Here is a 26,440-nt window from a genome sequence, read left to right on the forward strand (position 1 = left end):
CGCGGGCGCCGTCATCCGAGGAATCGCTGATTTTTGCGTATAACTTTTGTGATAGATCGTGGGCGGGAGCTGGGGTAGCCCCCGCTACCGCTCTTAACGCCCTTCGACCTCCACCGCGCCGTGGCGTAAGGCGAAGACGAGCGCCTGCAACCTGGACTCGACGCCGAGCTTGGTGAGGATGCCGGTAAGGTGGGAGCGCACCGTGCCGGGCCCCACGCGAAGCCTCCTCGCTATCTCCTTGTCGTTCAGGCCGTCGGCGAGGGCTTGCAGGACCTCGAGCTCCCGGCGTGTCAGCCGGGCCAGCGCGGCGCGGGCGTCTCGGTCCTGCTCGCGGCGCTTGACGGCGAGCCTAACCATCTCGAGGACCTCGGAGGGCGGCATAATCTGCTCGCCCGCGGCCAGTCGCCTAATCGCGTTCGTTATCTCGTCGAGGTCGGCCGCCTTATTGAGCACGCTCGAGGCACCTGCCTCCACCGCCCCCGCGAGCCTGTTTTTGTCGGAGTGGGCGGTCAGGACGAGCGCCGAAGCTTCGCGGTTGGCGGCGCGTAGGTCGTCGATGAGGTCCGTGCCCGACCCGTCGGGTAGGTCCAGGTCCAGGAGCGCTACGTCCGCACCGCCGTCCAAGCCTCCCAGGGCTCGACGCGCCTCGGCCAAGGTTCCCGCCTGGGCGACCACGGAGAGGTCGGGCTCTTGGTCGAGGACGAGGGCGAGCGGGATCCGCGAGGAGGCATGGTCGTCGAGAAGCAGCAGGCGAATCATGCCTTCCCCTCCTCGTCTATCCGCCGGCGGGTGCCGCCGTCTAGGAGCTCCAACTCGAAAGAGAAGACCGAACCCTCGCCGGGGGCGGAGTGCGCGGAGAGCTCCGAGCCGTGGGCCAGGGCGATGCGGCGGCTTAGGTACAGCCCGAGTCCCAAGCCCTCGACCTTACCTCCTTCGGCGTCGCGCCCCCTCCCGAACTTGTCGAAGATCCGCTCGAGGTCGTCGGGGTGGATGCCCGCGCCCCGGTCCGCCACCTCGACGAGGACGCGGTGACGGCGGCCCCCGCAATCGCCGGAGGTTACACGCAGCTCGACAGGCACCCCTTCCGGGGAGTGCTTGGCCGCGTTCGAGAGGAGGTTCCTCAAGACCTGGCCTATGCGGGTGGGATCGGCCAGCACCTCTTCCTCCTCGGCACCCTCGGGCCGAACCAGTAGCCCCACGGAGTGGTCGCCGGGGAGCGACTCGGCGAACCCCTTGGCGTCCTCGAGGAGGGCGCCGAGCCTCACGGGGCGGGGCTCCACCCGGAAGTCGTCGCGCTCGGCTGAGGCCGTCTCCCGGACATCCTCTACGAGGGCCTTCAGAACGTCCGTCTGCTCGCGCATGGCGCCCAGGGCGTAGGAGCGCAGCTCGGGATCGGCAGCCCCGCCTCGCTCGAGGAGGTCTGCGAGCCTGCGTACCGCCGCTAATGGCCCGCCGAGCTCGTGGGCGACCATCGCGGTAAAGTCGGCCTTCATGGAGGCGAGCTCCCCGAGGCGCTCGGCTCGCTTCCTTTCCGTACCGAGGAGCAAGGCCCGCTCGCGCGCGATACGCGAGAGTTCCGCTATGCCGCCGACCACGACCACCGCCACGGAGGCCGCGCGAAGGACGTCGGCCGAGGCGAGGACGGGGCCGTAGACCGACGGCACGAAGACGTTGTGCAGCTGCGCGCCGGCCAGGAGCACCATGACCGAGGGCAACCATCCCGGCACGTCGCCGAGCCGGTACGCGCGCGACGCTCCGATCGCCGCGGCGGTAGCAAGGACGAGTGGCGCCGCCGAGAGCGCCGCGTACCATCCCGTCGACGCCGGCAGTTCCTCCCCCAAGTCGGGTAACGGACCGGGGGGCGGGGGCGACACCAGTGGTGGCAGCAGGCCTGCGGTCGAAGAGACCGCGAGCCCCGCGGCCCCGAACGCGAGGAGGACGGCCAGAACCGTCCTCCACCCCAGTGGACGCGCCCTGCTGGGAGCCAGGCCGAAGGCGAATAGAGCTCCGCTGGCGGTCCAGGTGAGCAACGCCCCGTAGGCGGCCGCATCGGGGTCGCGCTCCGTGTCCGACATCGCCCCCGCGTAGCCGAACCCCGCGTTGCCGAGGCCGAGCACCAAGAGGCCGGCAACTACCCAGGACAGTCGCCCGGAGGTGGTCCCCACGGTCCCCGCTGCGCAGAGGAAGAGCGCGAGCGCCCCAAACATCCTGGCGCAGGCTGCCGCCGCCTCCACCCCCGCCTGCGCCCTAGGCGCCTCCACCGCAAAAACGGCGTCCTCGACGACCAGCACGGCCGCCGCCCAAAAGGCGATCACGAGAGCCAGGGCTAGCGCGATGAAGGTGACGAAACGTGCGGTCGTGCTCCAGTGCCCTCCCAGCGGAAGCCCCCCAAAGTTTCTCAAGGCGGATCGTCGAGACCGGAAACCTTTCGGGCCGCCCGCTTTCCTGCCACTCTTGCGTCGCGGCTCCCTCGACCTATCCCTGTTGCACCCCCGACACGCCACCCCTCTAATATGCCTAGGTTACTTGTACCGCCAATCCGGCGCAACGGAAGCGGGTCCGCTTCCTTGCATTTGCCTCACGCAGCGAACCCCTCCACCCACAGAGGTGGGCTCAAGCGGGCGATGCAAGACTGGACAGAGGATCGCTGCAAGCTGAGTAAGACAACGTACTCCGAGCGGAAATCTCGGTAAAGTGACCGCAGTGCTCTGAGAGCGCGGTAGGGTGACGAGGACCGGTTCGCCTTCGAGGCCGACGGCGCCGCCACCCACCGGGCGCGCCTACACGGGTTGCCCGCCGACTACGACCTCGAGCTCTACGACGCCGGTGGCAAGAGCGCGGCGGCACCGGCGGAGCGCGGGAAGAGGTCGGAGGAGGTGAGACGTAAGCTGCCGGCGGGGCGGTACTACTTGAAGGTCTCCGGACACGACGGGGCGTGGAGCGCGCGGCTGCCCTACCGGCTCGACCTCGAGACGGTGGGTCCCGCCAAGCCGTAAGAGGAGCGAGACGGTCGAGGCAGCAGTGGACGAAACGGATCGAGGAGCGTAACGTGGACCCCGACAGGCTAGGCCGGACGGTGGTCTCGGGGATCGGGGCCGTGGCGGTAGTCCTGGTCGCGTGCCCGTTGGCTTTCTACGTCGCTCTGCCGGGCGAGGCCTTCAACCCCTACTCCTCCGGGTCGGGGGAGCGGGCGGAGGGCACCGATCCGATCCGCGCCGCGGCTTACTCGCTAGTTTTCGTGGCATTCGCGCTGGCCGGTGCCCTCCCGGCTCGGGCTCTCGGCCTCGGTTGGCCGGGGGACTTCGTGCTATCCGGCGTCGCGACCGGGATCCTGCTCGTGGTGGTACTCGCGGCGGGACCTTCCTACGGTAGGGTCCTGGCCGCCGTGGTGGCGGCCCCGGTGCTGGTGGCGCTGGTTGCCTCTTTGCTGACGAACAGCACCCGAGCCACCATGATCGTCGCCTCGGGTGCGGTAGCCTTCGTCGTCGCGGTAGCCGTTGTCTACTCGACCTCGACGCTGGCCGGCTTCGCTGTGGGTTTGTCCGGGTGGGTTCTTCTTCCGGCGATGGCTGGTCTGTTCAACCCCACGGGCACGGCCGATTGACGCTGGCCCCGGCCCCGGGCGGTGGTTCCCCCGTACGCCGCTCGAGTAGGAGTACGCCGTCGGTTTCCGACCCCGAAGTCGGTTACGAAAGCAACATCCATAGCGGCAACGAAAACGGCCGGTATCGGCGCCGCCCTCCCGGGAGGGGGTTTTGGGACTTTGTTTTGTGGAGGGGTTTCGGTGCGGCTCTTGCGTTGCATTACCCGTGGTTTTGGTGCGCGCCCGCGTAGGGGGAGGGGGTTTCGAGACGGACCCCCATCTTTGTCATCGACGGCGGCCACGTCGCTTCCGGGGCCTCGGTATTCGGCGGGGTGGGGCGTCGCGGAGCGCGTCCTCTATGCGTTGGGCCCTTCGGCGTTCGGCTCGTGCGTCTTCGCGTGCCCTTTGCTCGTCCTCCCGGGCCGCGTCCCTCTCGGCCTCCGCGCGACCCAACTCGCGTGACAGGCGTTCCACCTGCCCCCGCAGGGCGTCCTCCGTGGGAGGCGGGGGAGAGGGAAACCGGCGCTTGAGGACGTGCTCCGTCCAAAAATGGGAGACGGCCGCGTCCGCGACCTTGCTCCCCAAGTAGACCAGCACGGTCCAGGCACCCGCGAGCAGCATGGCCGCGACCGGGTGCTCGGGCACCACCTGCGAGAGGATTGCCAAGAGGCGCAGTATGTCGTAGTAGTGTTCCACTACTTACTAGGTGCGTTAGGGAACATTCGATGCAGGGGCAAGCCCACGGGGCCCCACAAGACCCCGATAAACGGCACGAAAAAGGCCGAGGTGTGATCCCCAGCCGAGTGCGTTATGCGGTTGTCGTGCGACACCCCTGCGGAGGGCATTAGGGATCGTCCTTCACGGCGTCACCTCACGACGAAGGCCGTCCCCGGAAAGGGACGGCCTATGGAGTTACGGGGAAGCTTTTACCTAAACAGGCGAAATGCCGAGCGAGAGCGAACCTTTCCCCCGGCGAAGAAAAAGTCATTCACGCGGGTAGGTGGAGCAAACGGGAAGCGGCCTCCCTGCCGCCCCAATACATTAAACAATCGAAAACGATACAGAAGTTGCCGTGCATCACGCTCAGTAGGTCCACGGCTCCAGACCCTGCGGCTCGAGCCCGAAGCCGGGGTGCTGCTTATAAAGTCGGCGGGCCTCGTCCTTGGCGCGGCAGATGGCGAGCCACCTGGCGTAGCGGTCGAACGGTACGCCGCGGGAGGGATCGTACTTGCGGCAAGCCTCGTAGAGGCCTTCCGGACCGGCCCCGACGAGCTCATCGATGTCGCCCGGGTTCAGAGCTAGCCTGCGGGCGGCCTTCTTTATGTAGGGTAAAGCCTCGTCCCTAATGCCAACAGTCATCCTCACGCCAACGTTGGGGTTCACCGCTTGAGCGTGCAGCTCCGGCGCGATCTCCGACGGCTCGACACCAAGGGCTCGGGCGAGCTTCGAGATGGTGCTCCTGTGGGGCCTCTGCTGGCCGTGCTCTACGCGATGAATTGTCGGCCTGGAGACGTTCGATAGCCCGGCCAAGGCCTCCTGGGTAAGCCCCCGCTCCTCCCGCATTTCCCTCAACCTCAAGCCTCGGGACCTCCGTCGCGGGTCGGTGCTAACAACCGGAGCCATTCGGACGAGAACAGTTCCGAACACAACTTCAAAGTATGCATTCTATTGTACCTGCGCCGGGTCACCCTCGCAAAGCCCGGTGGCGAGGCTGGACAGCAAGGAGAGTTATTCATACCGGGGGGCATGATCCCGGAGCGGTGGTGGTACCCAATCTTCCGAAACTTGGGGTAGTAGTACCTAGTAACGTGAGTAATATTCGAGAAACGCTTCTTCGGAAGCTGCCAGATCGGGGGGAGCAGCTTCCGAACCAACCCCACTTACGTCAAGAAGGAGCATGATGGCAGATCCACGCGCGTTCCTCAGTTTCGACTTCGACCACAACAAGCAGTCAAAGGATCTGTTTGCCGGGCAATGCAACTCCAAGTCGCCCACGCCCTTCACCGCCTTCGACTGGTCCTCGAAGACGTCCTTGCCCCAAGCGCAATGGGAGGCTGAGATAAAAAAGAAGATTAATCGGACCAACATGCTCATCGTGCTCGTCGGCAGGTCGATGGGCACCGCCACCGGTGTGGTCAAGGAGATCGCCATGGCGAAGAGTCAGAACGTCCCGGTCTTCGGCGTCTATGTCGACGGCGCCAACACCTTGAGCACACTCCCGACCGGACTCCCGCGCACCCGCACCGTGGCTTGGGACTGGGCTAAGGTCGCGGCGAAAGTTCGCCAGATGATGAACGAAGGCAAGAACGTTTGAAGCGCGCCCTTCTCGTCGGGATCGACCACTACCCGACTGTCGGGTCGCTGTCCGGCTGCGTCGCCGACGCCACTGCGCTCGTCGAGGTGCTGAGGACCCATGCCGACGGGAGCCCGAACTTCGCCACGGATCTGATGATCGGCGAAGCCGGGGCCGAGGACGTAAGCCGCGACGCGCTGCGCGACGCCCTCACGCGCCTGTTCAACAATGCCAAAGACACTGACCTGCTGTTCTACTTCGCAGGGCACGGCGGGCAAACGTTGTGGGGCGCTGACCTGGTCACTCAGGATGCCACGTCCAACAGCCTCGGCGTTTCTATGAACGACCTCATGACCCTGGCCAACGACTCCCCGGCCAGGAGCGTAACCCTAGTGCTGGATTGCTGCTTCGCTGGCGACTTGGGTAACACGCCTGGCCTCCAGTCCTCTGCGGTTTCGGACCCATTCCGCTTGAACAAGGCCTTGCTCCGCGAGAACGTTACCGTCTTGGCCGCGAGCCGACCGACCGAGACTTCCGCCGAGGTTGCCGGGCACGGCGCGTTCACTCGCATGGTGCTAGATGGACTCGAGGGCGGGGCCACCGATCATCTTGGCAACGTGACGAGCTTGGGCCTGTACGCCTACGTGTCCCCGGCCTTCGATGCGTGGCAGCAGCGGCCCCTCCTCAAGGCCCACATCACGGAACCGCCCGTCCTGCGCGTCGGGCCGCCGTGGATCGAGCCAGCTCTGCTTCGGCAACTACCGGATCACTTTCCGAGCGCCGACGCCCGTGTTCCGCTTACGCCGGCGCACGAAGGCGAAGGAAGGCCGTTCCCGCCCGGGCAGAGCGGGACCCCGGAGCAGCAGCAGTTCGATTATTTCGGACGGCTTCGTAACGCCAACCTTGTGACCACCGACGACCGGCGGGACCACTATTGGGTGGCGATGAAGGGCGGAGACGTTTATCTTACTTCGCTTGGTCGATACTTCTGGAAACGTGCAGAAAGAGGAGTTCTGTGACGGCTATTGGGTGTACGGGTCACCAGACGCTCAGTGAATTGACGCGGCGCCGGGTTGCGGCGGCCATGGCTACGGAGATCGCGAAGGTCGAGGACGAGCTCGTCGGTCTATGCAGCCTCGCGGTCGGAGCCGACCAGATTTTCGCTAACGTCCTCCTGGCTAGTGGAGGACGCCTTTACGCCGTCATCCCCTGCCGAGGCTACGCCGGCACCTTCGACGACGAAGCCGCACGACAGGAGTTCGAGCGCCTACTCTCCGCCGCGCACGAGGTCATCGAACTCCCCTTCTCCGAACCCAGCGAAGAAGCGTTCATGGCCGCGGGACGTGCGGTCGCAGACCAGTGCGATCTTCTCCTCGCCGTTTGGGACGGTCAACCCGCTGGTGGACTCGGAGGGACAGGCGACGTCGTTTCCCATGCAACCGACCGGAGTAAGAAGGTAAAGATACTTTGGCCCGAGGGCTCCAGCAGGTCCTAATACGCGGCCGTTGAGCGAACAGCCCTAAGAATTCAAGCTCCCGTATGGGAAGACTACTTCCCGGAATTGCTCGACCCTCCGGAGCCGCCCGAGCTACCGGAACCTTTGCCCGCGTTATTAGTTGCGCCGGAGCCTTTCGGAGGCTTGCGGCCCGGCTTGTTATTGCCCCCGCCGTACCCCCCATGTCGCTCCATGCCACCGCTGCCGGATCTTCTTCTACCCATGATCACCCTGGCCTTCATAATTTTGATCCACGCCTCCACCCCTGCGTTCTCCGTTCTCGGCGCTATCGCTCGCAGAGTCGTTGGAGGAGACGTCTATCGCAACGAATTCTACCAACTCGCACTCGTCGAGGTTAACGACCGCGCCGACGCTCGCATCCACGAGCTCGCCGAAGCTTCCGTCCTCCCGGAGCTTCCAAGCCTCCTCCACGTACACCTGAGCGGGGTTGGGGAAGGAGGAGGCGAACGAGTACTGGCCGAAGTAACCTCCGAACGAGTCGCCCTCCTTGAGCGTGAAGCGCATGTAGCAGACGGGCTTGTTGGTCGTAGGGTCGATGCTGGCCTGCGGCCCCTTGCCGGAGAAGAACCAGTCCCAGGACGTGGGCGTGGGATCCGGGACCTTGTCCTTGAGGAAGCCCTTGGTGCGCGAGCGTACGTAGAACACCGCCAGGAGGACGGGGACGACAAACGCCTGTGCGACCGTAAGCACGAATAGCAGGCCATAGTACAGCCAATCGCCCAGCCCACCGCCCGCAAGTACCAACAGCAAGTACGGCCAGAATCCCACCGCAAGGAGCATGAAGCTGTATGACAGGGCGTCCAGAAATGCGGCGCTCGCTTCGCGCCGAGCGGAGGGTACCAGCAGATCGTAAACCTTGACCAGAACGATGCCGGGCACCACAAAGTAGAGGAATAGAGCTAACGCCTCTGGAGTTAAGATTCCGGCATCCACTTCGGCATCCTATCGTGTCTCGGGGCCGACGGGTACCTCGCCCAAGGAGGCGAGTAGCAGAAACTCCCCCAGGCTCGTCGGCAGCGGCAGCACGCCCCGGCGGGAGTACCCCGACGCAAACACGAATTTCGCCCCCGAAGCCCGGTAACGAAAACGGCCGTTTCCGGAACCCCTGCGCCGACGACCAGGAGGAGGTTTTAGAAGGGCACTTTCCCTGTAACGAAACCCGTGCTGGAAACATCGTAGCGACAGGTGCATCTGGGGACGGGTTTCAGGAGAATAAGTGGGCGGTCGCAAACGGCGGCCAGGAGAGCAGGGAATTATGTTGGCGCAGAACACCGTTGATGTAGGGTTCTGCTCGCCGCATACCCGGATTAAGCTATTGCGTGGTGCTCGCCGGATGCGCGGGTTTGACGGGGATATTTTCGGCGCACGCTGGGCGAGCGTTTGGCGAGCGGTACCTCTGAGCACGGCGCTCGCCAAACGCTCGGGGCGAGCCGCGCGTCCCTGCGGCCCGTACGGCGCCTGATAAGAGGGCTACGCCCGTCGTCATCCAGTTAGGCCATGTCGGAGGGGCTCAAATGCCTCCCGAGGGCCCGATAAACCCCCGTTTCCCTACCTTTCGACTCCGACAAATTCCGCGTCATCACGCCGATGAAGCCACGGTACACAGTCCGCTAGTCTGCTCTTTACGCGGTCTTCGCGAGGGTGTAGGCTCCCTGTAATCGCATTTGCTGCCGGTTTTCCTTCGGGGTTTTCGCCACAAAAACGTCCCAAGACGCTGGTTTCGGGGTCTTTTGCCGTAAAGGACCCAGAGAACGAGATCTACTTCCCGATGGATAGAGATTCTGACTGGATCGTGAAGCCGCTGGATAGCGTCGCCTTCTCCTACACACGCCGTACGACTGAGTTGGAGCTTCGCCTTTGCGTGCAGGCCTTCGAGGTTCTACAAGGTAGAGCGAGATGGTAGACGCGGTAGAGGAGGACCTTGCGAACGTCGCCGGGCCTCCTCTACCTACATACGATGGAAATTTGAGAAAGGAGGAAGGGGTGCATGGATCGATTGCCGGACGCGGAGCTGGCGTACGTGGAGGAGCAGAAGGTGACCGGGTACCTGCTCGCGTTCGGGCACCCGGATGGGCACGGCAAGGCGGTGTACTTTTCGGGCTTCGGTTTCCGGTCCGAGGAGTGGCGGCGACTGGCGGACGCCTTGCTCGAACACGCCGCAGGCGAGATCGTAGAGCGGGAGGAGACGCCGTTCGGCGTACAATACGCGGTGGAAGGTCCCTTGAGGGCGCCGGATGGCCGCCGGCCGTCGGTGCGCTCGGTGTGGGAAGAGAGACCGGGAGGTCGAGGGCCGCGGCTGGTCACCGCCTACCCGGGATCGAGAAGGAGGTGAGGACGCCGTGATCGCGGAGCACGAGAGGGCGGTCCTGACTCGGGACGTGCCTGAAAAGGGCCTGAAGGCCGGCGATGTCGGTACGGTGGTTTCGGTGCATGCGGCGCGGGTCGACGACGAGGATCGCGCCGGATACACGCTGGAGTTCATGTCCCCGGCAGGGGAGACGGTGGCGGTCGCCACGGTCTTCGCCGACGCCGTCCGGCCCGTCGGCCCCCGAGAGGTCAACCATGCCCGGGCCATCTAGGGCCCCAAGGAGGACGATCAGGCCGGAAGCCGAAGCCCTGCTAAAGCACGACTCAGATTCGCGCGAAGCACTGGCTGCGGAGCAAAGGTGTTTTAACAGCGGATAGAGAGAAGGACGGGCCGCGGAGATCTCCGCGGCCCGTCCTTCTTGTTCCGGCCGCGCCAGCTCCATTACACCGGCTAGCGGATGACAACGGAAAGGAGAGATCTATGCGCTAGGCAAGCGGAATGAGGAGCTCTCCGGCTAGCGCAGCCGGGGACCTCCTCCAACCAGGAGAAGGAGGACCCCGCCAAAGGGTCGTCTCGAGAAAAAGGCTGAAGGCCGGGAGCTGGACCCTCCCGACCTTCGTCTCCCACGAAAGGAGAACAACCATGACGGAGTATACCGCAACGTCCGTGCGCGCCCTGATCGAGGGGCTCGAACCGCTGAAGGTGGACGCCCCGGGCGAGGAGGCCCTCTCTGGCGCCACCGAGTACCTGGAGGAGCTGGAGGGGCTCATCGGGAGCTTGCCCGCCGCCGAGCGCTGTGCGGCGATCTCGGACGTCGCGCTCGAGTCCGGACACGCCCTTTGGGTCCCGATCGCCCGCAACTGCCGGCTCTCGGCCGGCGTCGCCGTCGAGGACGGCGGCCTGCTCTCCTTCGCCGTCGGCGACGAGAGCGCAGGCGGGGCCCTCACCGCCCATTTCTCGGCGAGGTCCGCGGCCGCACACGCGCTCTTTGGCGGGAAGTCCCGTGTTCGGGAGGCCGAGTCGAAAGACGACCCGCTCGGCTCCGACCCCTTTCCGGAGGACGAGCGCGACGAGGGCCTGGTCGAGGCCTTGAAGGCTGCTGGTTGGGCCGTGCCGACCGCCAGGCTCGTCGACGACCTCGCGCCTGAGCTGCTCGCCTGGGTGGCGGGGCTCTCTGAGAGGGGCGTCGCGCATCTCTTCGCGGAGGGGGACGGCGTAGTCCTGGCGATGGCCGGCTCCACCGCGGGCGACAGGAAGAAGGCGGCCGAACGGCTCCCGGCTTCCCCCACACATCGAACGAATTTCCGGAGGGCCTTCGGCGTCCTGACAGACGCCGGCGATGCGGGCTCCCACTACTCCGAGGAGGAGGGGTGGGGCCTGACGGCGAGAGCCGGCAAAGGCTCCCCCGATCGGGAGCTTGAGGTCGCCGCCGAACTCTTCCGCGCCTCTCGCGCCGGGTCGCTCGCCGTGGCCGGTACGAAGGCCGAACGCCGGAGGATCGAGGCGAACCGCAAGCGCATGCGCTCCGAATGCGCCGCCCGTCGGCGCCGCGGCGAGGAGCTTGCCGTGAGGCCCGCGCGCGAGATCGACGCGGGGAGGCGCGAGGCCCACGAGCCCCACTGGACCGAGGACTCGGAGCTCGGTCGTCGCACGGAGCGGGCGCGCAGGAGCGGCCGGGCGTCCTACGACACCGCCCGCGCGGTCTACCTCCAAGGGCTCCCGACCCCGGCCCACCGGCTGCTGCACCTCCTGAGGCGCGAGGGAGGCGCCGTCCGCGAGGAGGAGTTCCTCTCCCGCCGCGCCAGGCTCGCCGGCCCGACGGCGGTGAACCCCGAGGCGTCCCTGAGGGCGGCTCTGAGCGAGCTGGCCGAAGCCGGCAAGGTGCGGCGCCTCCGGAGCCGCAGGACCAGCGAAGTGTTTCTCGCCGCGACCGAAGGGCTCGACGAGACGAGCTTCCGGCGGAGCCTCAACGGCCTGATCCGCGACGAAAGGTTCGGGATCGTCAGCCCTGGGTCGAAACCGACGGCGTGGAGCCGGAAGGCGAGGAGGGCGAGGAGATCCTGCTCGACCGAGACCTCGACGACGTCTTCCAGAGGAGACCGGCCGCGAGGCCCTGCTCGACGTTCTCGCCGATGAGAGCGCCTTGGAGGAGATCGAGGCTCTCATTACTGAGTAACGAGCAACGGGGACCATCACCGGTGGTCCCCCAGCCTCCACGGTCGGCCAACATAGGCGCACCGAGCCCCCTTTTTGTCTGCTGGCAAGCATGGTAGTTCAAGCAGCGTCCTCGTGCAGCCGGAGACGAGCGGGCGGCGAGGCCTCGCGGGACCTCCACCAGGGGGTGAAGGAGGTCCCGCGCAAGGGGCCAGATCAAACGGTGCGTTCGGCGGCGGGTCGGTCGGGCGCGGGAAGGAGTTGCCGATCATGGCGAGTCTCAACAGGGTGATCCTGGCTGGGAACATCACCAGGGATCCGGAGATCCGGTTCACCGGCCAAGGGGTGCCGGTGTGCGGCTTCGGCTTGGCGGTCAACCGCGTGAGGTCCAAGGACAAGGACGCCGTCGACTTCTTCGACGTCAGCGTTTGGCGCGAGCTCGGCGAGGCGGTAGTTAATCACAAGAGGAAGGGCGACCCCATCCTCGTCGAGGGCCGCCTCCAGTACCGCTCCTGGAAGGCCAAGGACGGTTCCAGGAGGAGCAAGGTGGACGTCGTCGCCGACAACGTCCAATTCCTCGGCACTGGTAACAGTTCTTCCGAAGGTAAGGCCAGGGACGGCGGCACCTCCGCCGGGTCCGCTTCCCGGCACGGACGCGACCGGGGCGGGAATGACGACGATCGGCAGACCAAGCGACCGGCCTTTTAGGCGAAGCGTCGCGCAAGTTGACGGAACGGCCCGATCGGGGCGGAGCTTCGGCGCCGCCCCGTCTCTCCTGGCGAAGGGAGCAGGCGCCGTGGGAGTGCGGAGCGTACCTTAAGGAGGAGGTTTTGGGCGAGACCGTTGTGGTCTTTCTGTCGTTGGTTCTGTTCTCGATCGCCAGCGCGCTAGCGGCTATGTGCCTTTTGTTCAGGCGACGAGAGCGCCCTCACGGGCAAACTTCCGGGCTCTCGAGGCGCGTACGAGAGAGGGTCCGGCTACGTATCGCCGCGTCCCTGCTGGACCTCGGCAACCACTTGATGCTCTGCGACGAGGAGCGGAGGGCCCGGCAGTTGAGGAGGAGGCTCTCCGGGCGTCGGGCCCGGCGCCTCGGCCTTGAGGCTGTGGCGCTGCGGTTGGGGGCGAGGCGGGCCGACGAGGTCACGCTCGAGCTGACCGTGGGAGGGCGCAGGCAGGAGGACAATCCTTCCAGGATGCTCGTCCTCTCTTGTGTGGTCCACCACCCGGTACGTGCGGAGCACTCGGCGGTGGAAGGTCTTCCCCAGGCCGGCGACTGCACGTGGTACTGGCGCGTCGCGAATCGTCCGTCTCCGGGGTACCGCGGACCGTCGACCACGTGCGAGGTGCCGTCGCTGGAGCGCGCCCTCGTCGCCTACCACGCCCGGCCCTTCCTTCCATCGGGACAGGGCGGACGCTTCCTCGACGAGGGCTTTCACGACAACGCGACAAGGCCGGGCGCTACGAAGGACCCCAACGCATCCGCATGAGAGGAGGCTCGGAGGGAACCGGCCTGGCGTCGTCAGCTACGACGTCGCCGTACCATCCGTTCCGAAGAAGCGGCCGTATCACCGGACGACGCCCACGAGAAGGAGCCCGGGGTGGGGGAGCGATGTCTAGGCTGCGCCTCTCTAGAGCGCAACGAGGGAGGAGGACCTGTGAGGAAGCTTTGGAGAATGCTTTACGGGACCGACAACCCGGGAGGCTACGTGGGGCTACTCTGTGGTGTAAGGGAGCAACACTCCAGTGGGAAGCTCTCCGATCCCCGCTCGGCCTACTTCGAGTACCCTGGGAAGGCCGGGGCGGCAGAAGCTTGGTGCTTAGAGCGCTCGGCCGAGGGCCGCGAGGCCTACTTCTGCGCCCACCTCCTGATCGCCCGCAGGAGGACCAAGGAGAACGCCGCCCCGGTCCTCGCGCTGTGGGCCGACGCCGACGGTTCCGTCCCGTCGGTCGGAGCCCCGGAGCCCACGGCGGTAGTCGAGAGTTCACCCGGCCGCCGGCACCTCTTCTGGCGCTTGAGCCGCCCGCTTCCGCCGCGCGAGGCGGAAGCCCTCAACCGACGGATTTCTCGAGCCATCGGCGCCGACCCTTCGGGATGGGACCTCGGGCAGCTCCTCAGACCCCCGATACCAGGAACCGCAAGTACAACCCGCCCCTCCGGTGAGATTACTGGAGCTCACGGACGACCACTACCATCCGCGCGAGCTGGAGCTGGCGCTTCCCGAAGCGGAAGCACCGGAGCCCCTACTTCGAGGAGCAGGCGTCCCGTCGGCTCACACCCGTCGCCCGACCTCTCGCGACTCTCCGGCCGGACGCGAGCCCTGATTTCGCGCGGCAACCGAGGTGCCATGAGGACCTACCCGAGCCGCTCGGAGGCGGACTTCGCCGCTTGTCTCGCCATGTTCGCGGCCGGGTTCTCGGAGGCCGACGCCTGGGCGGTGATGACCGACCCCGCGCAGGGCATCTCGGAGAAGTACCTGGAGAAGGGCCGCCACGGCGACGCCTACCTCTCCCTCACCATCGGGAAGGCCCGGGCGTTGGCGCGGAGCGCGGGCTAGGCCGTCCCCAAAGCAGACCAAACCTCCCTCTTTTTCCTGCGTCACGGGTATCGCGGGACCTCGTTCCGCTACTCCTCCGCGCCTTCGAAGCGGGCCTTTTCGTCTCCTCCCACGAGTGAAGGAGCCGAAAAAGCGGCCCGAGCGGAGGAAGGAGGGGAGACCGTTGCACGCGAAGGAGGTTCACCACCGGGTGCCTCGTCACCTGCTCACGGCCTACGACAGGATGACCGCACACCCCGAGCTCGACGGCGAGGGCATCGGGCTGGCGCTCGAGTTCGTGGAGCGCGCGATGCGCTACGGCGTCGACGACGCCGACTCCCTCACCCGCGAGGAACTGGCCAGGAGGATCGAGTCCTCCCGCGTCGAGCTTCCGCGCGGGGAGCACCGGGAGGCGCACGCGGCCGACTGGCGCGAGTGGGGATCGTGGGGAGGGAGGACGACCCTCGCTCGCTACGGCCGTCGGTACTTTCATCACCTGGCTAGGAGACGCTGGAGGCAAGTCTCCGCCGCTGAGCTGGCGAGACTGCGGGAGTCGTGCCGGGAAGTGATCGCCGGGAAGCGGGGCTCTTATGAAGCAGAAGGGGCCGCCTGATGCGTCCGCCGACGGAGAGGCAGGCGGTCCTGGCGGCCAGGCAGCTCCACTACCACCGCGCGAGGCTCGGCTGGCTCAAGAACAGGATGCGGGAAAACGAGGCAACGCTCTCGCTGTACCTGGCGGGTCTGGAAACCCGCGCCGCGATACTTCCCGGCGGCTACCAAATCTCGGGCGAGCACGCGTCGCCCGACCACGGCGTCGCGATCGAGAAGCTGGCGCCCTCGGCCTCCTACGAGCAGCTCTCCTTCCACGTGGGGGACGGCGAGACCGCCCACGAAGCTCCTTCCGGAGTCCTGCCCGACGGAGGGGAGCGCCAGAGAGCCGCCGAGGGAGAAGGACGGCTGACCTACGCGGAGAGGGGGTGCGTACGCTGCTTCGACGGCGTGGTCCACGTCGGCGGCCCGGCGGAGGTGAGGACCGCTCCCTGTCCCGACTGCTGCGGGACCGGCAAGGTCCTCTCCTACCTGTATCCCAGGCCGAAGGGCCGCCGCGGACCGTGGCCGCCGGAAGAGCCTGCGCAGAGACGACGCCCCGGGGACACGCGCTAACGCAACTCGAGAGACGGAACCACCGAGAGGAAGGAGGCACGTCGTGAAGGACTACGGGACCGAAGCCATGGAGGGCAGCGAGAGGAGAGACCGCAAGGTGCGCGAGGCCGTGGAGCTTCTCGACGCCGGTGTGGAGAAGGTACTGGACGGGGACGAGTTCAAGCGCTACCTCGCCTTCTCCGCCAGGTTCTACCGGTACTCCGCGAGCAATTGTTTGCTCATCCTGATCCAGAGGCCGAACGCCACCCGGGTGGCGGGGTACAGGAGGTGGCAAGAGCTCGGACGTCAGGTGAGGCGCGGCGAGGAGGGGCTCAAGATCCTCGCGCCGATCTTCCGCACCGTGGAGGACGAGGAGGGCGGCGATAAGCGACGCGTGCTTACCTCCTTCAAGGTCGTCAAGGTCTTCGACGTCTCCCAGACCGATTCGGTCCCCGGGGCCGGGCCGATGCCGGAGAAGCCGCGTCCGAAGCCGCTCAGCGGCGACTCCGAGGCGGCGCGGGCGCTGGGCCGGTCGCTGCTAGCCTTCTCGGAATCGGAGGGCGTTCCCGTCACCGAGGACGACGCCGAGCTCGACAGGCTCTCACCGGGCGCCAGGGGCGTGTACCTGCTGCGCGAGAGGCGCATCCTCCTCAGGAGCACCCTTCCGGCCGACGGTAGGGCGAAGACGCTCGCCCACGAGTTGGCCCACCACCTACTTCACCGGGATGCGGAGGCCACCGAGGCGGACCGCCCCGCCCTGGAGGCCGAGGCCGAGGGGACGGCCTACGCGGTGCTCTCGTACTTCGGCATCGATGCCTCCGAGTACTCGTTCACCTACGTGGCGCGTTGGGCAGAGAGGAAGGAGGTTGTCAGGGCCGCTCTCTCGAACGTCCAAAGGACCGTAAGAACGGTTATCGAGGCGGTGGAATGGGGCATCTCGTAAGTATTAGAAATGTCGATACGGGCGGTGCAGCCGACACAAGCGGGGCGAGTGTGTGGAGTACGCTCGTCCCGAGCTTGCTGTGGCGAGCGTGCGGTCTCTCAGGCACCGGCCGTGGGCGCGTCGTCGCTTAGGTACTTCGCGGCTAGTATGCTGAGAACCCCCACCACGAGACAAGTCACCTCCATGGGTCCGAGAAAAGGCGCTCCACCCCAGAACAACGGCATCGATATCGTGACCCCCTTGACCAGTAACAGCATTACGCCCATGCCGCTCACCACGCTGCGTATAACCAGGGCATCCCTCTGCCAGAAGCCAAGGTAGGCGAAGAAGGTACCGACGGCAGCGTGATAGAAGCTCGTCGCAACGGAAACCCCTACGACGCCCACCAGCCCTGCTAAACCGAGTAATACGAGAATTAGCCCCACGATGCGCGCGTACAGCCTGAGCACTGCTCACCCTCCTCAGGAAGATTGTCGCACGACGCCAACGTCTTCGCAGCACAGCTTCTACGACGTGCCACGTCCCCCCTAGTACCGTCCTCGCGCGATCTCGTCGGGCGATGGGCAAGGTACACCTACGAATACCCGTTTTCCCGAGACCCTCGAGGGGCAGATCGGAGCAGATGGACGAGTGTGGCGGGGCGGCGCTATCGAGGACTAACATCGAGATCCGCCGGCAGCAGCTCTCCGTGCTTTTCCTTCGAGCGCTTCACGCGCTTTCTCGAAGTCTTGCCGCGCTACTTGCGCGCATGAGGCATGGCGTAAATTTCGCGCACGATGCGCGCAGGACAGGCCCTCCCTAAGGCTTCCGGTCCCGCAACGCCTCCCCTCTTTTCCGGCTTGTCCTTCTTCGTTCCAGGGGTCTCTATCCTCTTGTCCAGCTCGCTAGCCTCCGGACTTGGGTCGGAGGCAGCTTATAACAACCTGGAGCGTCTAGTTAAGCGTTTGTAAAGGAAACCCGGATTTGCTTGATGTGCGTCCAAGGGCGAATTACGGTTTGGACTTGGTCCGAAGGCGTCGCCGGGCACTCCCGAGGGCGCCGAGACCGGTAGAGACCGAAGTGTTCTTCAGAGGAGGCGTCAGCATGAATGGACGTAATACGACCACACGCGCGGCTGTCGGCGGCCTTTTTGGCGCCAGCTTGGCAGCCGTTACGGGGAGCACGCCAATAGGGGTGGTTGTCGTGGCGGCGCTGGGGGCAGGACTTGCGATCAAGTCGTCCGCGCGCCGTCGTGACCGGCGAGGTCGACAGCCATAAGGCGGCTCCCTATCCTCAGGCTCGTTTTCTACGGCACGAACTTGGTTGGCGATTATTTAGCGAGTCACGGCTAGCCGCGGCTCTCGAATACGGCCTGTCCCGCGGGTCGTACGTTTCAACTTCGAGATATGCACCTCTAGTCGGCCTTGAGCATGCCCGGTTGCCGGGCGTACTCTTCGTTAGCTTGCACCCTCACTCCTTCTCGACGGGGCCGGTCGTCTCGTTCTCACTGTGGGTGCTCCGTCATCGCTCGCGACTGTTCGTACGAGTTCGCGCCGTAGGCGGATCGAAGCCCGGTCTTGTCGGCCGCGCGAGCGAGGCGGGGCGCCGAGTTCCTTGCGGTTTCTCTACCGTCTCTTAACCGAAGCTTTCCGTGCGAGGGCGGGACGCTAACCGCACCGTGGGATAACCGGTCCTCATTGGGACGCGTTAGGGACTCACCGTGCTCCATCGGGGCCATTCCTGCGTCTCGCCGGAACACGGGCATGAGGAGGCTTGAGGTGGGGAAGACGAGGACCGTCGAGAGCGATATCCCGGGGAGGATGGATCGGCTGCCGTGGGTACGGTGGCACTGGCTCGTGGTATTCGGGGCATCCCGAACCGGTAGGTCGGAACGTGGGTGAGGGCAAAAGGTGACGGGCAAGAGGGAGATCAGCAGACGGCGTTTCTTGAGGCTCGCGGGGGGAGCGGTAGGGGCCGCTTCCGCAGGTTTCTTCGCCTCCAATGGGAGGGAGGCGGACGCCTCGCAAAAGGTCGAGAGGTCGTCGAAGCGGCGGAAAAACCAAGGGGCGAGCGGATCGGGGTCGCTTGCTGGCCAGGCCGAGACCGACACGTCCGGACGTTACGGTGCCCGCCGGGCTTTACCTACCAGGCCTCGGCTCCGAGCGCGACGGCCTCCTCTACGTCCCTAAGGGCTACCGGCCCGGCGAAGAGGCACTGCTGGCCCTGGTGCTGCACGGCTCGATGAGCGACGCCCGACGGGGCATCGCCCCGTTTCTCGGCCCCGCCGACGAGGCCCGTATCCTCCTGATCGCGCCCGACTCGCGTGACTGGAGGGACTGGGACATATTCTTCCCCGGCCACTACGGTCCGGACGTAAGGTTCATCGACCGGGTGCTCGAGCAGGAGTTTGCCCGCCTGGCCGTAGACGCCGATAGGTTGGCGGTCTTCGGCTTCTCGGACGGTGCCTCTTACGCCCTCTCGCTCGGCTTGACCAATGGGGACCTGTTCACGCACGTCGCGGCGTTCGCACCGGGTCTGATGCGGCCCGCATCCTACAGAGGGAACCCGTCGATCTTCGTCGCGCATGGCACGCGCGACGATCTGCTCGACATCGACAAGACGAGCCGCCGGCTCGTGCCACGGCTGGAGCGTAAAGGCTACGCGGGACGCTACGTGGAGTTCGACGGCGACCACACGGTGCCCAACGAGATCGCCGAGATGGCCGTCGACTGGTTTGTTGAGGAGCGAGTCTAAAGGGACCGCACGCCGCGGCACCCGGGTTACCCAGCGGGAGCTGGTTTTCAACAAGCTGCGGGGATGTGGACCAGCAGCCGGACCGTCGCGTGCTTATGCGTCGCTAGCGGTACCTCCGTCTCATTTCCTTACGCGGAGGCGCTGCAGCGGTCCCTCCGCCCGGCGAACCCAACCGCCTCCCGCAGACCTTTAGCCGCGGTCTCGTGGCGACCGTGGCCTAGTACGCGTTCAAGGCCTTGCGGAATACGACCAGGTCGTCGCCCGCCGCCCAGTAGTCGCGGACGCGCGCCTCCTCCTCGTAGCCGCACTTGACGTAGAACGCGCGCGTGCGGTCGTATTGCGGCGACGCGGAGGTCTCGATCAGCAACAACCGCTGGCCGCGCGCCCGCAAGTCCTCCTCGACGCGCCGGAGCATCGCCGCCCCGCGCCCCTGCCCCTGTCGGGTGGGCCGCACGGCGATCATCGTGAGATCCCAGACCCGATCGGCGGCGAGCTTAGGTCGGTAGTACGCGACCCCGAGCGGACCGCCCTCGTCGTCGATCAAGCAGACGTGGCCGTCGTCCTCGTTGGCGTCGAAGTAGTCCGCCATCATGCCCTCCACGAACCAGGCGTCGTCGGCGGAGAACATCTCGGCCGCGACGACCAGATCGACCACCGCCGCCGAATCCTCGGGTGTCGCCGGTCGGATCAAGGGGTCCTCCAGTGGTGTCCGTTTGCGAGGTTGATGGGCGCTTCCGACGCCTAACCTAGTAGCTTACCAGCGCCGTCACCGCTGGTCGGCCCATGCGTCCCACGCATCACAGCAAGGTTTCTCTCACTGAGGTGAAGATCGGTACCGCAAGGGGGTGAGCACCACCGATCTTGGATCTACCGCGACACCTTAACACTCTTGTAACCGTGAGCCGCCGTAACCTTGCAAACCGTTAACCGATCTGCGGTAAGACCATAATGAGCGGTAGGAGCAATAGCGAAAGGATCTCGGATGACCGACACCACAGCGAACCGCAGGCCCTTCGGCGCCCAACCCCTTGGGCAGCAAGAGGGCATAGCCAACGGACCGGGGAGGTGTGTGGGGTACACGGTTTGTGATCCTCGAGGGCGCAAGATTGGCAGCGTGGCCGAGCTTTTCGTCAATGACTTCGACGAGCCGGAGTACATAAACGTAAAGATGGGACTCCTCGGGCTGAAGACCGTTCTGATACCGGTAAGCAACATTGTGCTGAACGCGGAGCGCCGCACCCTCGTGCTCCAGTAGCGGCCGAAGGAGAACCAAGAGGGCAGCGCGATCCCGGCTACAGAACCCGAGCTGCCATTTCTTACGGATATCACCCGTCAGAACACCGAGGGCTCTCCCACCCTTCCTTAGTACAAGCCGAGAGGAACTCTAGCCGCGACCCCGACCCCCTGGGAGGAGCGGCATATGTATAAGTCTCCTTCGTCGTGACCTTCGGGCTTCAGAGGGCCACGTAGACACCCGGGAGGGTCTCGAGGAACACGACCCTCCGAAACGAGCGCAATTTCCCTTCGTCAATCTCAAGGGCGCCCTACAGCAAAGCTGTCCTTCCACTTACATCAGGTTGGACCGATTTCGAGGGAAGCCGTGGCCTGTATGCCACACGAGAAGCTGCTCCTCGGGGTAGCTTTTGGTGGGAGTGGTGCGGATAGTGGGCCTACCGATGAGTCGGTAGGCCCACAACACGGAGGGTGGCGCAGACCAGCGCGGCGGTAATGACCGCCGCGCTCGCCACGCACCACTGGCAGATGGCTTCGATCACGAAGATCTCTAGGTAGGTGAGGTAGGTGCTGAACAGCGTGCCCGACAAGGCGAGCAGCAGAACGAGGTAAGCGCCCGCCTCACCCTTCAGGACCGATGCGAACAGGAGGCCCGTGTACCCCGCGAGCCCCAGTACCGATACCGGGACGGAGAGCACGGATGCATATTGGCTGGATTGCACCGTGTCACAACCGTCGCTCCCGGCGACGCAGAGGGGATCTATGCCGGCGAAGTGCACCCAGGCGAGGTAGGCGCTTATCGAGATGCCCGCAACCGCCAGCCCGGCGAGTGCCGTCCGGAGCTTCCCTCTCTCCGTTGCACTCTCTGCAAGAGAGGCCAACTCTATGAACCTCCCGCTGTGTCGATCGCTGCCGAGATCTCCTCGAAGGTCTTCGCTCCCACCAGCTTCTTTTCTCCACCAGGACCGCTGACGACAAGGGTAGGCGTCGAGTTCACCCCTGAGGCCTCGGCCTCTGACCTAACCTTCTCCAACTCCGATCCTGCGGCGTCGCTGTCGAGCCCGTTTTTCCACGCGATCGTATTGAGACCGCTGATCTGTTGAGCGAGCTCGTCGAGGAACTTGCCGGTAACGTAGCCAGAGTTCTGTGCGCCCTGGTTCTCGAAAAGCAGCGAGTGATACTGCCAGTAGAGGTCTTGCTCGCTTGCGGCAAGAGCGGCCCTTGCGGCTTCGAGCGAGTCTTCGCCGAGGAAGGCCATTGGCCGTGATTCCAGCTTGACCTCGCTAGTCCTGACGTATTCCTGCACCACCTTCGGGAGGACCTCCCGGCTAAGCTGGCCGCAGTATGGGCACTGAAAATCCTCGTAGATCGACACCATCACCGGCGCGTCGGCCTCGCCGAGCGTCATCCCGTTCTGGGGTATCCCCGAGTACAGCTCTTCTGAGCTGCCGGTACCCGCGCCGCCTTCCAACTGGCTAAGCGCGACCAGGAGCGCCGTCACGAGAACGGCGGCCGCCACGGTAAGGGCGATCATCACGCGCCGCGATCCCGCCGCGTTTGTCCTCGTCATTGATGCACCTCTTTCGGGTGTACTGGCGGCAAAAGCGCATCCTCCGAGTCTTCTCGACGATGCTTCGGGGGTAGGGCTCCTGCCATCCAGCCTTCGTGCTCTATGCCACCCTGTATGGGGAGTAGGGTCGCGTAGAGTCCCTGCTTTGGGACAGAAATCTCTTACTCTAGCTAAACGAAGGCTTAGGCGGCGGCACTTCCGGGGAGCGGGCTACGCTAAGGAGGACGTCGAGAGGCGGGAACGAGAGCGCAAGACTGACCACGCGGGCGGATAAAGCCTTCGGCACGGCGACGAGCGCGGCAACCACGAAGGAGACCCCTGAAGGATTCGCGCCCCCGGACGCCCCGTCCGCGCCATGCGACGAGTACGTAATCCTCGGGCAGCCGTCAGCGCCGCAGTAACCGGCGGCGTCCAGCTGCGGAAAAAGTCACGAATGCGGCCACCAGCAGCGCGAACAACAATCGCGGCAGGCTTGTCCTGGATCTCACCACGCATGGAGTGTACATACCCTGGGGCAGTCCGTGCCGCAGGCCCATTCTCCGAATCACCCGCGCCGATGGGCGATACGGAGCGTGCTCTATGGGCGCCGCTCCCGAGCCCGCGCCGCTCCGGCCGCGGCCTGGTCCGTGGGGCAACACCCGGGCCAGGGGAGGCGAGGCCGCGCGGCGCGAGGGGTTAGCCCCCGCCCGATCAGCCACTTGGGGCGCACGCATGGCGGCCCCTCAGAGCTCGGCGAAGCGGTAGCCGACGCCCCGGACGGTCTGGACGTAGCGGGGGTTCTTGGGGTCCGGCTCTATCTTGCCGCGGATGTGCTGGACGTGGACGTCGGCCGCCCTGGGCTCTCCGAAGAAGTCGCCGTCCCAGAGGTGGCGCATGATCTGCTCGCGCCCGTACACCCTGCCCGGGTGGCCGGCCAGGAGCGCCAGGACGTCGAACTCCTTGGCGGTGAGCTCCACGGGGTTCCCCTCGACGGTGACCTGCCGCCTCAAGAGGTCGAGCATCAGGCCCGGGAACTCGAGCCTCCTCTGCTCCTCGGGGGCCTTGGAGCTCAGGCGCCGCCGCCTGAGGTGGGCGCGGACCCGGCTGACGAGCTGGCGCGGCGAGAACGGCTTGGTCACGTAGTCGTCGGCGCCGACCTCGAGGCCGACCACGACGCTCGTCTCGTCGTCGCGGGCGGTGAGCATCAGGATCGTCACGTCTTTCGCGGGACCGCCCGAGCGGATCTCGCGGCACACCTCGACGCCGTCCATCCCGGGGAGCATCACGTCGAGGACGACGAGGTCGAACGGCTCGGCCTCTCCCCTCAGGCGCTCGAGCGCCGACTCCCCGTCCCCGACCGCCGACGTCTCCATGCCTTCTCGCGAAAGGGCATGCTCTACGACGTCCCTGACGGCCGGGTCGTCTTCGACCACGAGTACCTTAGACATCTCTTACCTCCGGCAGTTGGATCTTTACCTTCGTCCCGACGCCTTCCTCGGATTCGAGGGAGATGTCCCCGCCCATCCTCTCTATGAGCTCCTTGCAGATCGCCAGCCCCAATCCGGAGCCGCTCTCCTGTCCCGCGCCCTGCCTACCCCGGTAGAAACGCTCGAAGACGTGGGGGAGGTCGACCTCGTCTATGCCCTCGCCCTCGTCTTCCACCGTGATGGTACCGGCGCGGGCCCGCAGCCAAACGCGTCCGCCGCGTGCGGAGTACTTCACAGCGTTGCTGAGCACGACCATAAGCGCTTGCTCGAGCCACCTGGGATCGGCGCGTACCCAACCGGCCTCATCGCTCTCTACGTGTAGCTCCAGCCCCGACCTCTCCGCGAGCGGCTTCATCGGCTCTACCGACGCCTCCAACGTGCTCCCCAGGTGGACGGCTTGTGGGGCGAACTCGCCGAGGTCCGAGCCTACCCGGGCCAGTCGCAGCATGGTGTCCGAGAAGCGTTGCAAACGCTGGCCCTCGGAGTGGATGTGACCCAAGAACAGGCGCCTCGTTTCGGGATCGTCCTCGTCCTCGGTGAGGAGGAGCTCCGCGGCGCCGAGGATGGTGGTAATGGGCGTCTTGAACTCGTGGGCGGCGTTGATCAGGAACCGCTGCTGGCTGGCCTCCAGGCGCTTGCCTTCGGAGAGGTCCTGGATCACCACCAGCACTCCACCCTTCCCCTCGTCGAACCCGGGCACGTACTCCAAGCCGATCTGCAGCACGGTCTCCCCGCTGGCTACCCTGGCCTTTGCGCTCTCCTTCTGTCGGGCGCAGCGGGAGACTGCTTGGGGTAGCTTAAAGTCTCCCCAGGGGTCCGGCGTCTCGTCGGGAAAGTCTCCGGCGCCCAGGCTGAACATGGCGCGGACGGCGGGGTTGGCGAAAACCACGCGCCCCTCGACGTCGGTAGCCAGGACCCCTTCGGAGAGGTGGTCCAGGATGATGTCGAGTGTGGCCTTCTGTTCCTCCAGCTGAGCCGTGCGCTCCTGGACGCGTCTCTCTAACTGCTCGTTGAGCCGCCGGATTTCTTCTTCGGCCTGCTTGCGCTCGGTGATGTCGCGCGCGATCCCGACCACGTGCGTCTCGCCCCGCCAGGTTACCGTGTAGCTTGAGCCTTCCATCCACAACCAGGACCCGTCGGCCCTTCGGGCACGGAATCGGGTCAGCGGAGCGTTCTCCCAATCCGCGAGCTGCGCTGTATCTTCCTGTGGTATGAGGTCGAAGGGGCTCATCGCCAGTAAGGCCTCGGCCGTGTACCCCAACACGGCCTCGTGAGACGGGCTGACGTAGGTGTAGCGGGCCTCCAGGTTCGTCATGCTGATGAGGTCGTGGGCGTTCTCGGCGATCAGGCGAAACCGCTCCTCGCTCTCCCGGAGAGCCCTCTCCACGCCCTTGCGTTCGTCGATGTCTTCTACGACGGCGATGAGATACTTCGGCTCTCCGGACGGCTCGCGTACGAGCGAGACCGTAAGGTTGACCCAGACCGACGAACCCTCCCTCCGCAGGTACCGTTTCTCCATCGAGTACGTCCGTATCTTGCCCTCCAGCAATCCTCGAACCTGTACCAGGTCGGCGTCGAGGTCCTCGGGGTGGGTGATGTGCTGGAAAGTACGCCGGAGGAGTTCCTCCTGGGTGTAGCCGACGATGTCGCAAAGCTTCTGGTTCACCCTCAGCCACCTGCCGTCCACGCCGACGTGCGCGATGCCGACGGCGGCCTGTTCGAAGGTCGCCCGGAAGCGCTCCTCGCTCTCCCGCAGTCGCTCCTCGGCTCGCCTCCCCTCGGTTATGTCGTAGAAGACCGCTGCCCCCGCCACCATACGTCCGTCGCGGTCGAGGATCGGAGAAGAGTTGACACGCACCGTGGCCCGGTCGCCGTCCCCGCGCGTGATTACCATCTCCTCGTCTCGCACTTCCTCACCGGTTCGGACGGTCCGTACGAGCGGAAACTCCTCGGGCGCGTAACGTTCCCCATCGGGACGCAGGCCCTCGTACTCGTCGCGCTCCCACCCTCCGAGGTACGGCGGGAGGGGGCGACCCCGGATCTGCTCTGCGCGCTCGTTGGAAAGAACGACCTTGCCGGAAGGGGCCTCGGCGATGACGACGCCCGAGGGCATCTGCCGCAAGACCGCCTCCAGGCGTGCTCGCTCGGCCTCCAGCTCCGACGTACGCTCGGCGACCCGCGCCTCGAGGTTCTCGGCGAGGTGCCTGGCCTCTTCCTCCGTCCGCCTTCGCTCGGTGGTTTCCTTTGTGACGCCGAGCATCCTCGCTGGCCGACCCTCGTCGTCGCGGAGAACTCGACCTTGTGTGGCTATCCAGCGGATGCTCTCATCGGGCTGGACCACGCGGTACTCGACCCCGTAGTCCTCCCCTCCTTCCAAGGAACGGGCTATTGCGGCTCGCGCAAGCTCGCGGTCCTCGGGGTGGATGTTTTCGGGGATCGCTTCGGGACCTCCCGAGAGACCGTCGGAGGGGAGGCCAAGCAGGCGTTCGGGGACAAAGGACCGGACGACCTCGCCGGTACGGAAGTCCCAGTCCCAAACCCCCATCCCGGCGGCCTCCATCACCAGCCGCAGCCTCTCCTGATCCACCCTCGACGCCCGCTCCTGCCGCCGACGCTCTGTTACCTCGCGGACGACGCCGCATACCGCCTTCCGATCGCCGTAGTCGACCGCCCTGGCGCTTGCCTCGACGTCGACGATCGAGCCGTCCTTGCGACGGTACCGGTACTCCTCGATGCGCCGGTGTTTTCCCGCCAGGACGAGCCGGACGTGCGAGTCCAGGTCCTCCCTGTCGTGGGCGAAAAAGTCGTAAATGCGCATCCCGTGTACCTCGTCGGAGGCGTACCCGAGCATGAGTTGGAGAGCTTCATTGCACTTCAGGACGTGCTTGGTTTCGGCGTCGTAGGCGAGGAAGCCCTCGGCAAGTTGATCGCCCACGGCCCAGCGAGTGGCTTCGTCGTACGAGG

Annotated in this window: 27 protein-coding genes; 16 read left to right on the forward strand and 11 right to left on the reverse strand. The window is 65.8% G+C overall.

Features of this window, described 5'->3' with window-relative positions; translation table 11 throughout:
- Nucleotides 1-93: 93 nt before the first annotated feature.
- Complete coding sequence (locus GBA65_RS07330; RefSeq protein WP_166396013.1) at nt 94-759, reverse strand: response regulator; 666 nt, start codon at nt 757-759, stop codon at nt 94-96.
- On the reverse strand, nt 756-2,402 hold the full coding sequence (locus GBA65_RS07335; protein ID WP_166396014.1) for a sensor histidine kinase: 1,647 nt from the start codon (nt 2,400-2,402) through the stop codon (nt 756-758). The genes GBA65_RS07330 and GBA65_RS07335 overlap by 4 nt, the downstream gene beginning before the upstream one ends.
- 387 nt (nt 2,403-2,789) lie before the next feature.
- On the opposite strand from GBA65_RS07335, the gene GBA65_RS07340 reads away from it, so the two are divergent.
- Nucleotides 2,790-2,996 carry a hypothetical protein gene (locus GBA65_RS07340; protein WP_228281735.1) on the forward strand — a complete coding sequence of 69 codons (207 nt, stop codon included), beginning with the start codon at nt 2,790-2,792 and terminating at the stop codon, nt 2,994-2,996.
- 53 nt (nt 2,997-3,049) lie between these two features.
- Nucleotides 3,050-3,604 (forward strand): hypothetical protein, encoded by a 555-nt coding sequence (locus GBA65_RS07345; protein ID WP_166396015.1) that lies wholly within the window; start codon nt 3,050-3,052, stop codon nt 3,602-3,604.
- Between the two features lie 264 nt (nt 3,605-3,868).
- Here the strand turns inward: GBA65_RS07345 and GBA65_RS07350 are convergent, their stop codons facing one another.
- Together GBA65_RS07350 and GBA65_RS07355 are read right to left on the reverse strand one after the other, a co-directional pair.
- A complete protein-coding gene (locus GBA65_RS07350; RefSeq protein WP_166396016.1) occupies nt 3,869-4,279 on the reverse strand; it encodes a hypothetical protein in 411 nt (136 codons plus the stop codon).
- A gap of 387 nt (nt 4,280-4,666) precedes the next feature.
- Nucleotides 4,667-5,161 carry a helix-turn-helix domain-containing protein gene (locus GBA65_RS07355; protein ID WP_207956215.1) on the reverse strand — a complete coding sequence of 165 codons (495 nt, stop codon included), beginning with the start codon at nt 5,159-5,161 and terminating at the stop codon, nt 4,667-4,669.
- Between the two features lie 319 nt (nt 5,162-5,480).
- Between GBA65_RS07355 and GBA65_RS07360 the strand changes: the two genes are divergently transcribed.
- From GBA65_RS07360 to GBA65_RS07370, 3 genes are all read left to right on the forward strand, one after another.
- On the forward strand, nt 5,481-5,897 hold the full coding sequence (locus GBA65_RS07360; RefSeq protein ID WP_207956216.1) for a TIR domain-containing protein: 417 nt from the start codon (nt 5,481-5,483) through the stop codon (nt 5,895-5,897).
- Nucleotides 5,894-6,895, forward strand: coding sequence for a caspase family protein (locus GBA65_RS07365; RefSeq protein ID WP_166396018.1), 1,002 nt, complete (start codon nt 5,894-5,896; stop codon nt 6,893-6,895). Before GBA65_RS07360 ends, GBA65_RS07365 begins: the two co-directional genes overlap by 4 nt.
- A gap of 65 nt (nt 6,896-6,960) precedes the next feature.
- Nucleotides 6,961-7,371, forward strand: coding sequence for a hypothetical protein (locus tag GBA65_RS07370; RefSeq protein WP_207956217.1), 411 nt, complete (start codon nt 6,961-6,963; stop codon nt 7,369-7,371).
- A 216-nt stretch (nt 7,372-7,587) separates the two neighbouring features.
- On the opposite strand, the gene GBA65_RS07375 is transcribed toward GBA65_RS07370, so the two are convergent.
- The gene (locus GBA65_RS07375; protein WP_166396020.1) at nt 7,588-8,325 is read right to left on the reverse strand and encodes a DUF6338 family protein; all 738 of its coding nucleotides are present in this window, start codon (nt 8,323-8,325) and stop codon (nt 7,588-7,590) included.
- A 1,054-nt stretch (nt 8,326-9,379) separates the two neighbouring features.
- On the opposite strand from GBA65_RS07375, the gene GBA65_RS07380 reads away from it, so the two are divergent.
- From GBA65_RS07380 to GBA65_RS07420, 9 genes are all read left to right on the forward strand, one after another.
- Complete coding sequence (locus GBA65_RS07380) at nt 9,380-9,724, forward strand: DUF6883 domain-containing protein (RefSeq protein ID WP_166396021.1); 345 nt, start codon at nt 9,380-9,382, stop codon at nt 9,722-9,724.
- Between the two features lie 7 nt (nt 9,725-9,731).
- Nucleotides 9,732-9,971: a DUF4926 domain-containing protein gene (locus GBA65_RS07385; protein ID WP_166396022.1), complete on the forward strand. Its 240-nt coding sequence runs from the start codon at nt 9,732-9,734 to the stop codon at nt 9,969-9,971.
- A gap of 371 nt (nt 9,972-10,342) precedes the next feature.
- Nucleotides 10,343-11,836, forward strand: coding sequence for a hypothetical protein (locus GBA65_RS07390; protein WP_166396023.1), 1,494 nt, complete (start codon nt 10,343-10,345; stop codon nt 11,834-11,836).
- A 288-nt stretch (nt 11,837-12,124) separates the two neighbouring features.
- Nucleotides 12,125-12,562 (forward strand): single-stranded DNA-binding protein, encoded by a 438-nt coding sequence (locus GBA65_RS07395; protein WP_166396024.1) that lies wholly within the window; start codon nt 12,125-12,127, stop codon nt 12,560-12,562.
- 122 nt (nt 12,563-12,684) lie between these two features.
- Nucleotides 12,685-13,341: a hypothetical protein gene (locus GBA65_RS07400; protein WP_166396025.1), complete on the forward strand. Its 657-nt coding sequence runs from the start codon at nt 12,685-12,687 to the stop codon at nt 13,339-13,341.
- 858 nt (nt 13,342-14,199) lie between these two features.
- Nucleotides 14,200-14,409, forward strand: a complete 210-nt coding sequence (locus tag GBA65_RS24115) for a hypothetical protein (RefSeq protein ID WP_228281736.1) — start codon at nt 14,200-14,202, stop codon at nt 14,407-14,409.
- 163 nt (nt 14,410-14,572) lie between these two features.
- Nucleotides 14,573-15,001 (forward strand): hypothetical protein, encoded by a 429-nt coding sequence (locus GBA65_RS07410; RefSeq protein ID WP_166396027.1) that lies wholly within the window; start codon nt 14,573-14,575, stop codon nt 14,999-15,001.
- Complete coding sequence (locus GBA65_RS07415; RefSeq protein ID WP_166396028.1) at nt 15,001-15,552, forward strand: hypothetical protein; 552 nt, start codon at nt 15,001-15,003, stop codon at nt 15,550-15,552. The genes GBA65_RS07410 and GBA65_RS07415 overlap by 1 nt, the downstream gene beginning before the upstream one ends.
- Nucleotides 15,553-15,595: 43 nt before the next feature.
- The gene (locus tag GBA65_RS07420) at nt 15,596-16,474 is read left to right on the forward strand and encodes an ArdC-like ssDNA-binding domain-containing protein (RefSeq protein WP_166396029.1); all 879 of its coding nucleotides are present in this window, start codon (nt 15,596-15,598) and stop codon (nt 16,472-16,474) included.
- Nucleotides 16,475-16,572: 98 nt separating this feature from the next.
- Here GBA65_RS07420 and GBA65_RS07425 read toward each other — a convergent pair whose 3' ends face one another.
- Nucleotides 16,573-16,923, reverse strand: coding sequence for a hypothetical protein (locus GBA65_RS07425; protein WP_166396030.1), 351 nt, complete (start codon nt 16,921-16,923; stop codon nt 16,573-16,575).
- Between the two features lie 1,615 nt (nt 16,924-18,538).
- Here GBA65_RS07425 and GBA65_RS07430 point away from each other — a divergent pair.
- Nucleotides 18,539-19,207: an alpha/beta hydrolase gene (locus tag GBA65_RS07430; RefSeq protein WP_207956218.1), complete on the forward strand. Its 669-nt coding sequence runs from the start codon at nt 18,539-18,541 to the stop codon at nt 19,205-19,207.
- A 217-nt stretch (nt 19,208-19,424) separates the two neighbouring features.
- On the opposite strand, the gene GBA65_RS07435 is transcribed toward GBA65_RS07430, so the two are convergent.
- A complete protein-coding gene (locus GBA65_RS07435) occupies nt 19,425-19,898 on the reverse strand; it encodes a GNAT family N-acetyltransferase (RefSeq protein WP_166396032.1) in 474 nt (157 codons plus the stop codon).
- A gap of 423 nt (nt 19,899-20,321) precedes the next feature.
- Here GBA65_RS07435 and GBA65_RS07440 point away from each other — a divergent pair, with 423 nt between their 5' ends.
- Nucleotides 20,322-20,462: a hypothetical protein gene (locus tag GBA65_RS07440; protein WP_166396033.1), complete on the forward strand. Its 141-nt coding sequence runs from the start codon at nt 20,322-20,324 to the stop codon at nt 20,460-20,462.
- A gap of 415 nt (nt 20,463-20,877) precedes the next feature.
- Here the strand turns inward: GBA65_RS07440 and GBA65_RS07445 are convergent, their stop codons facing one another.
- The 4 genes from GBA65_RS07445 to GBA65_RS07460 form a co-directional block, all read right to left on the reverse strand.
- The gene (locus tag GBA65_RS07445) at nt 20,878-21,321 is read right to left on the reverse strand and encodes a vitamin K epoxide reductase family protein (protein WP_166396034.1); all 444 of its coding nucleotides are present in this window, start codon (nt 21,319-21,321) and stop codon (nt 20,878-20,880) included.
- A gap of 2 nt (nt 21,322-21,323) precedes the next feature.
- Nucleotides 21,324-22,010, reverse strand: coding sequence for a DsbA family protein (locus GBA65_RS07450; protein ID WP_166396035.1), 687 nt, complete (start codon nt 22,008-22,010; stop codon nt 21,324-21,326).
- 722 nt (nt 22,011-22,732) lie between these two features.
- The gene (locus GBA65_RS07455) at nt 22,733-23,437 is read right to left on the reverse strand and encodes a response regulator transcription factor (RefSeq protein WP_166396036.1); all 705 of its coding nucleotides are present in this window, start codon (nt 23,435-23,437) and stop codon (nt 22,733-22,735) included.
- Complete coding sequence (locus tag GBA65_RS07460) at nt 23,430-26,411, reverse strand: PAS domain S-box protein (protein WP_166396037.1); 2,982 nt, start codon at nt 26,409-26,411, stop codon at nt 23,430-23,432. Before GBA65_RS07460 ends, GBA65_RS07455 begins: the two co-directional genes overlap by 8 nt.
- Between the last annotated feature and the right edge of the window lie 29 nt (nt 26,412-26,440).

It is taken from the genome of Rubrobacter marinus (genome assembly GCF_011492965.1).
In the GTDB taxonomy this organism is placed as follows: Bacteria; Actinomycetota; Rubrobacteria; order Rubrobacterales; family Rubrobacteraceae; genus Rubrobacter_F; species Rubrobacter_F marinus.

Coding starts and splice junctions, on each gene's coding strand:
- GBA65_RS07330 (WP_166396013.1), bottom strand. CDS start 759: ATGATTCGCCTGCTGCTTCTCGACGACCATGCCTCCTCGCGGATCCCG.
- GBA65_RS07360 (WP_207956216.1), top strand. CDS start 5,481: ATGATGGCAGATCCACGCGCGTTCCTCAGTTTCGACTTCGACCACAAC.
- GBA65_RS07370 (WP_207956217.1), top strand. CDS start 6,961: ATGGCTACGGAGATCGCGAAGGTCGAGGACGAGCTCGTCGGTCTATGC.
- GBA65_RS07380 (WP_166396021.1), top strand. CDS start 9,380: ATGGATCGATTGCCGGACGCGGAGCTGGCGTACGTGGAGGAGCAGAAG.
- GBA65_RS07390 (WP_166396023.1), top strand. CDS start 10,343: ATGACGGAGTATACCGCAACGTCCGTGCGCGCCCTGATCGAGGGGCTC.
- GBA65_RS07395 (WP_166396024.1), top strand. CDS start 12,125: ATGGCGAGTCTCAACAGGGTGATCCTGGCTGGGAACATCACCAGGGAT.
- GBA65_RS24115 (WP_228281736.1), top strand. CDS start 14,200: ATGAGGACCTACCCGAGCCGCTCGGAGGCGGACTTCGCCGCTTGTCTC.
- GBA65_RS07415 (WP_166396028.1), top strand. CDS start 15,001: ATGCGTCCGCCGACGGAGAGGCAGGCGGTCCTGGCGGCCAGGCAGCTC.
- GBA65_RS07450 (WP_166396035.1), bottom strand. CDS start 22,010: ATGACGAGGACAAACGCGGCGGGATCGCGGCGCGTGATGATCGCCCTT.
- GBA65_RS07455 (WP_166396036.1), bottom strand. CDS start 23,437: ATGTCTAAGGTACTCGTGGTCGAAGACGACCCGGCCGTCAGGGACGTC.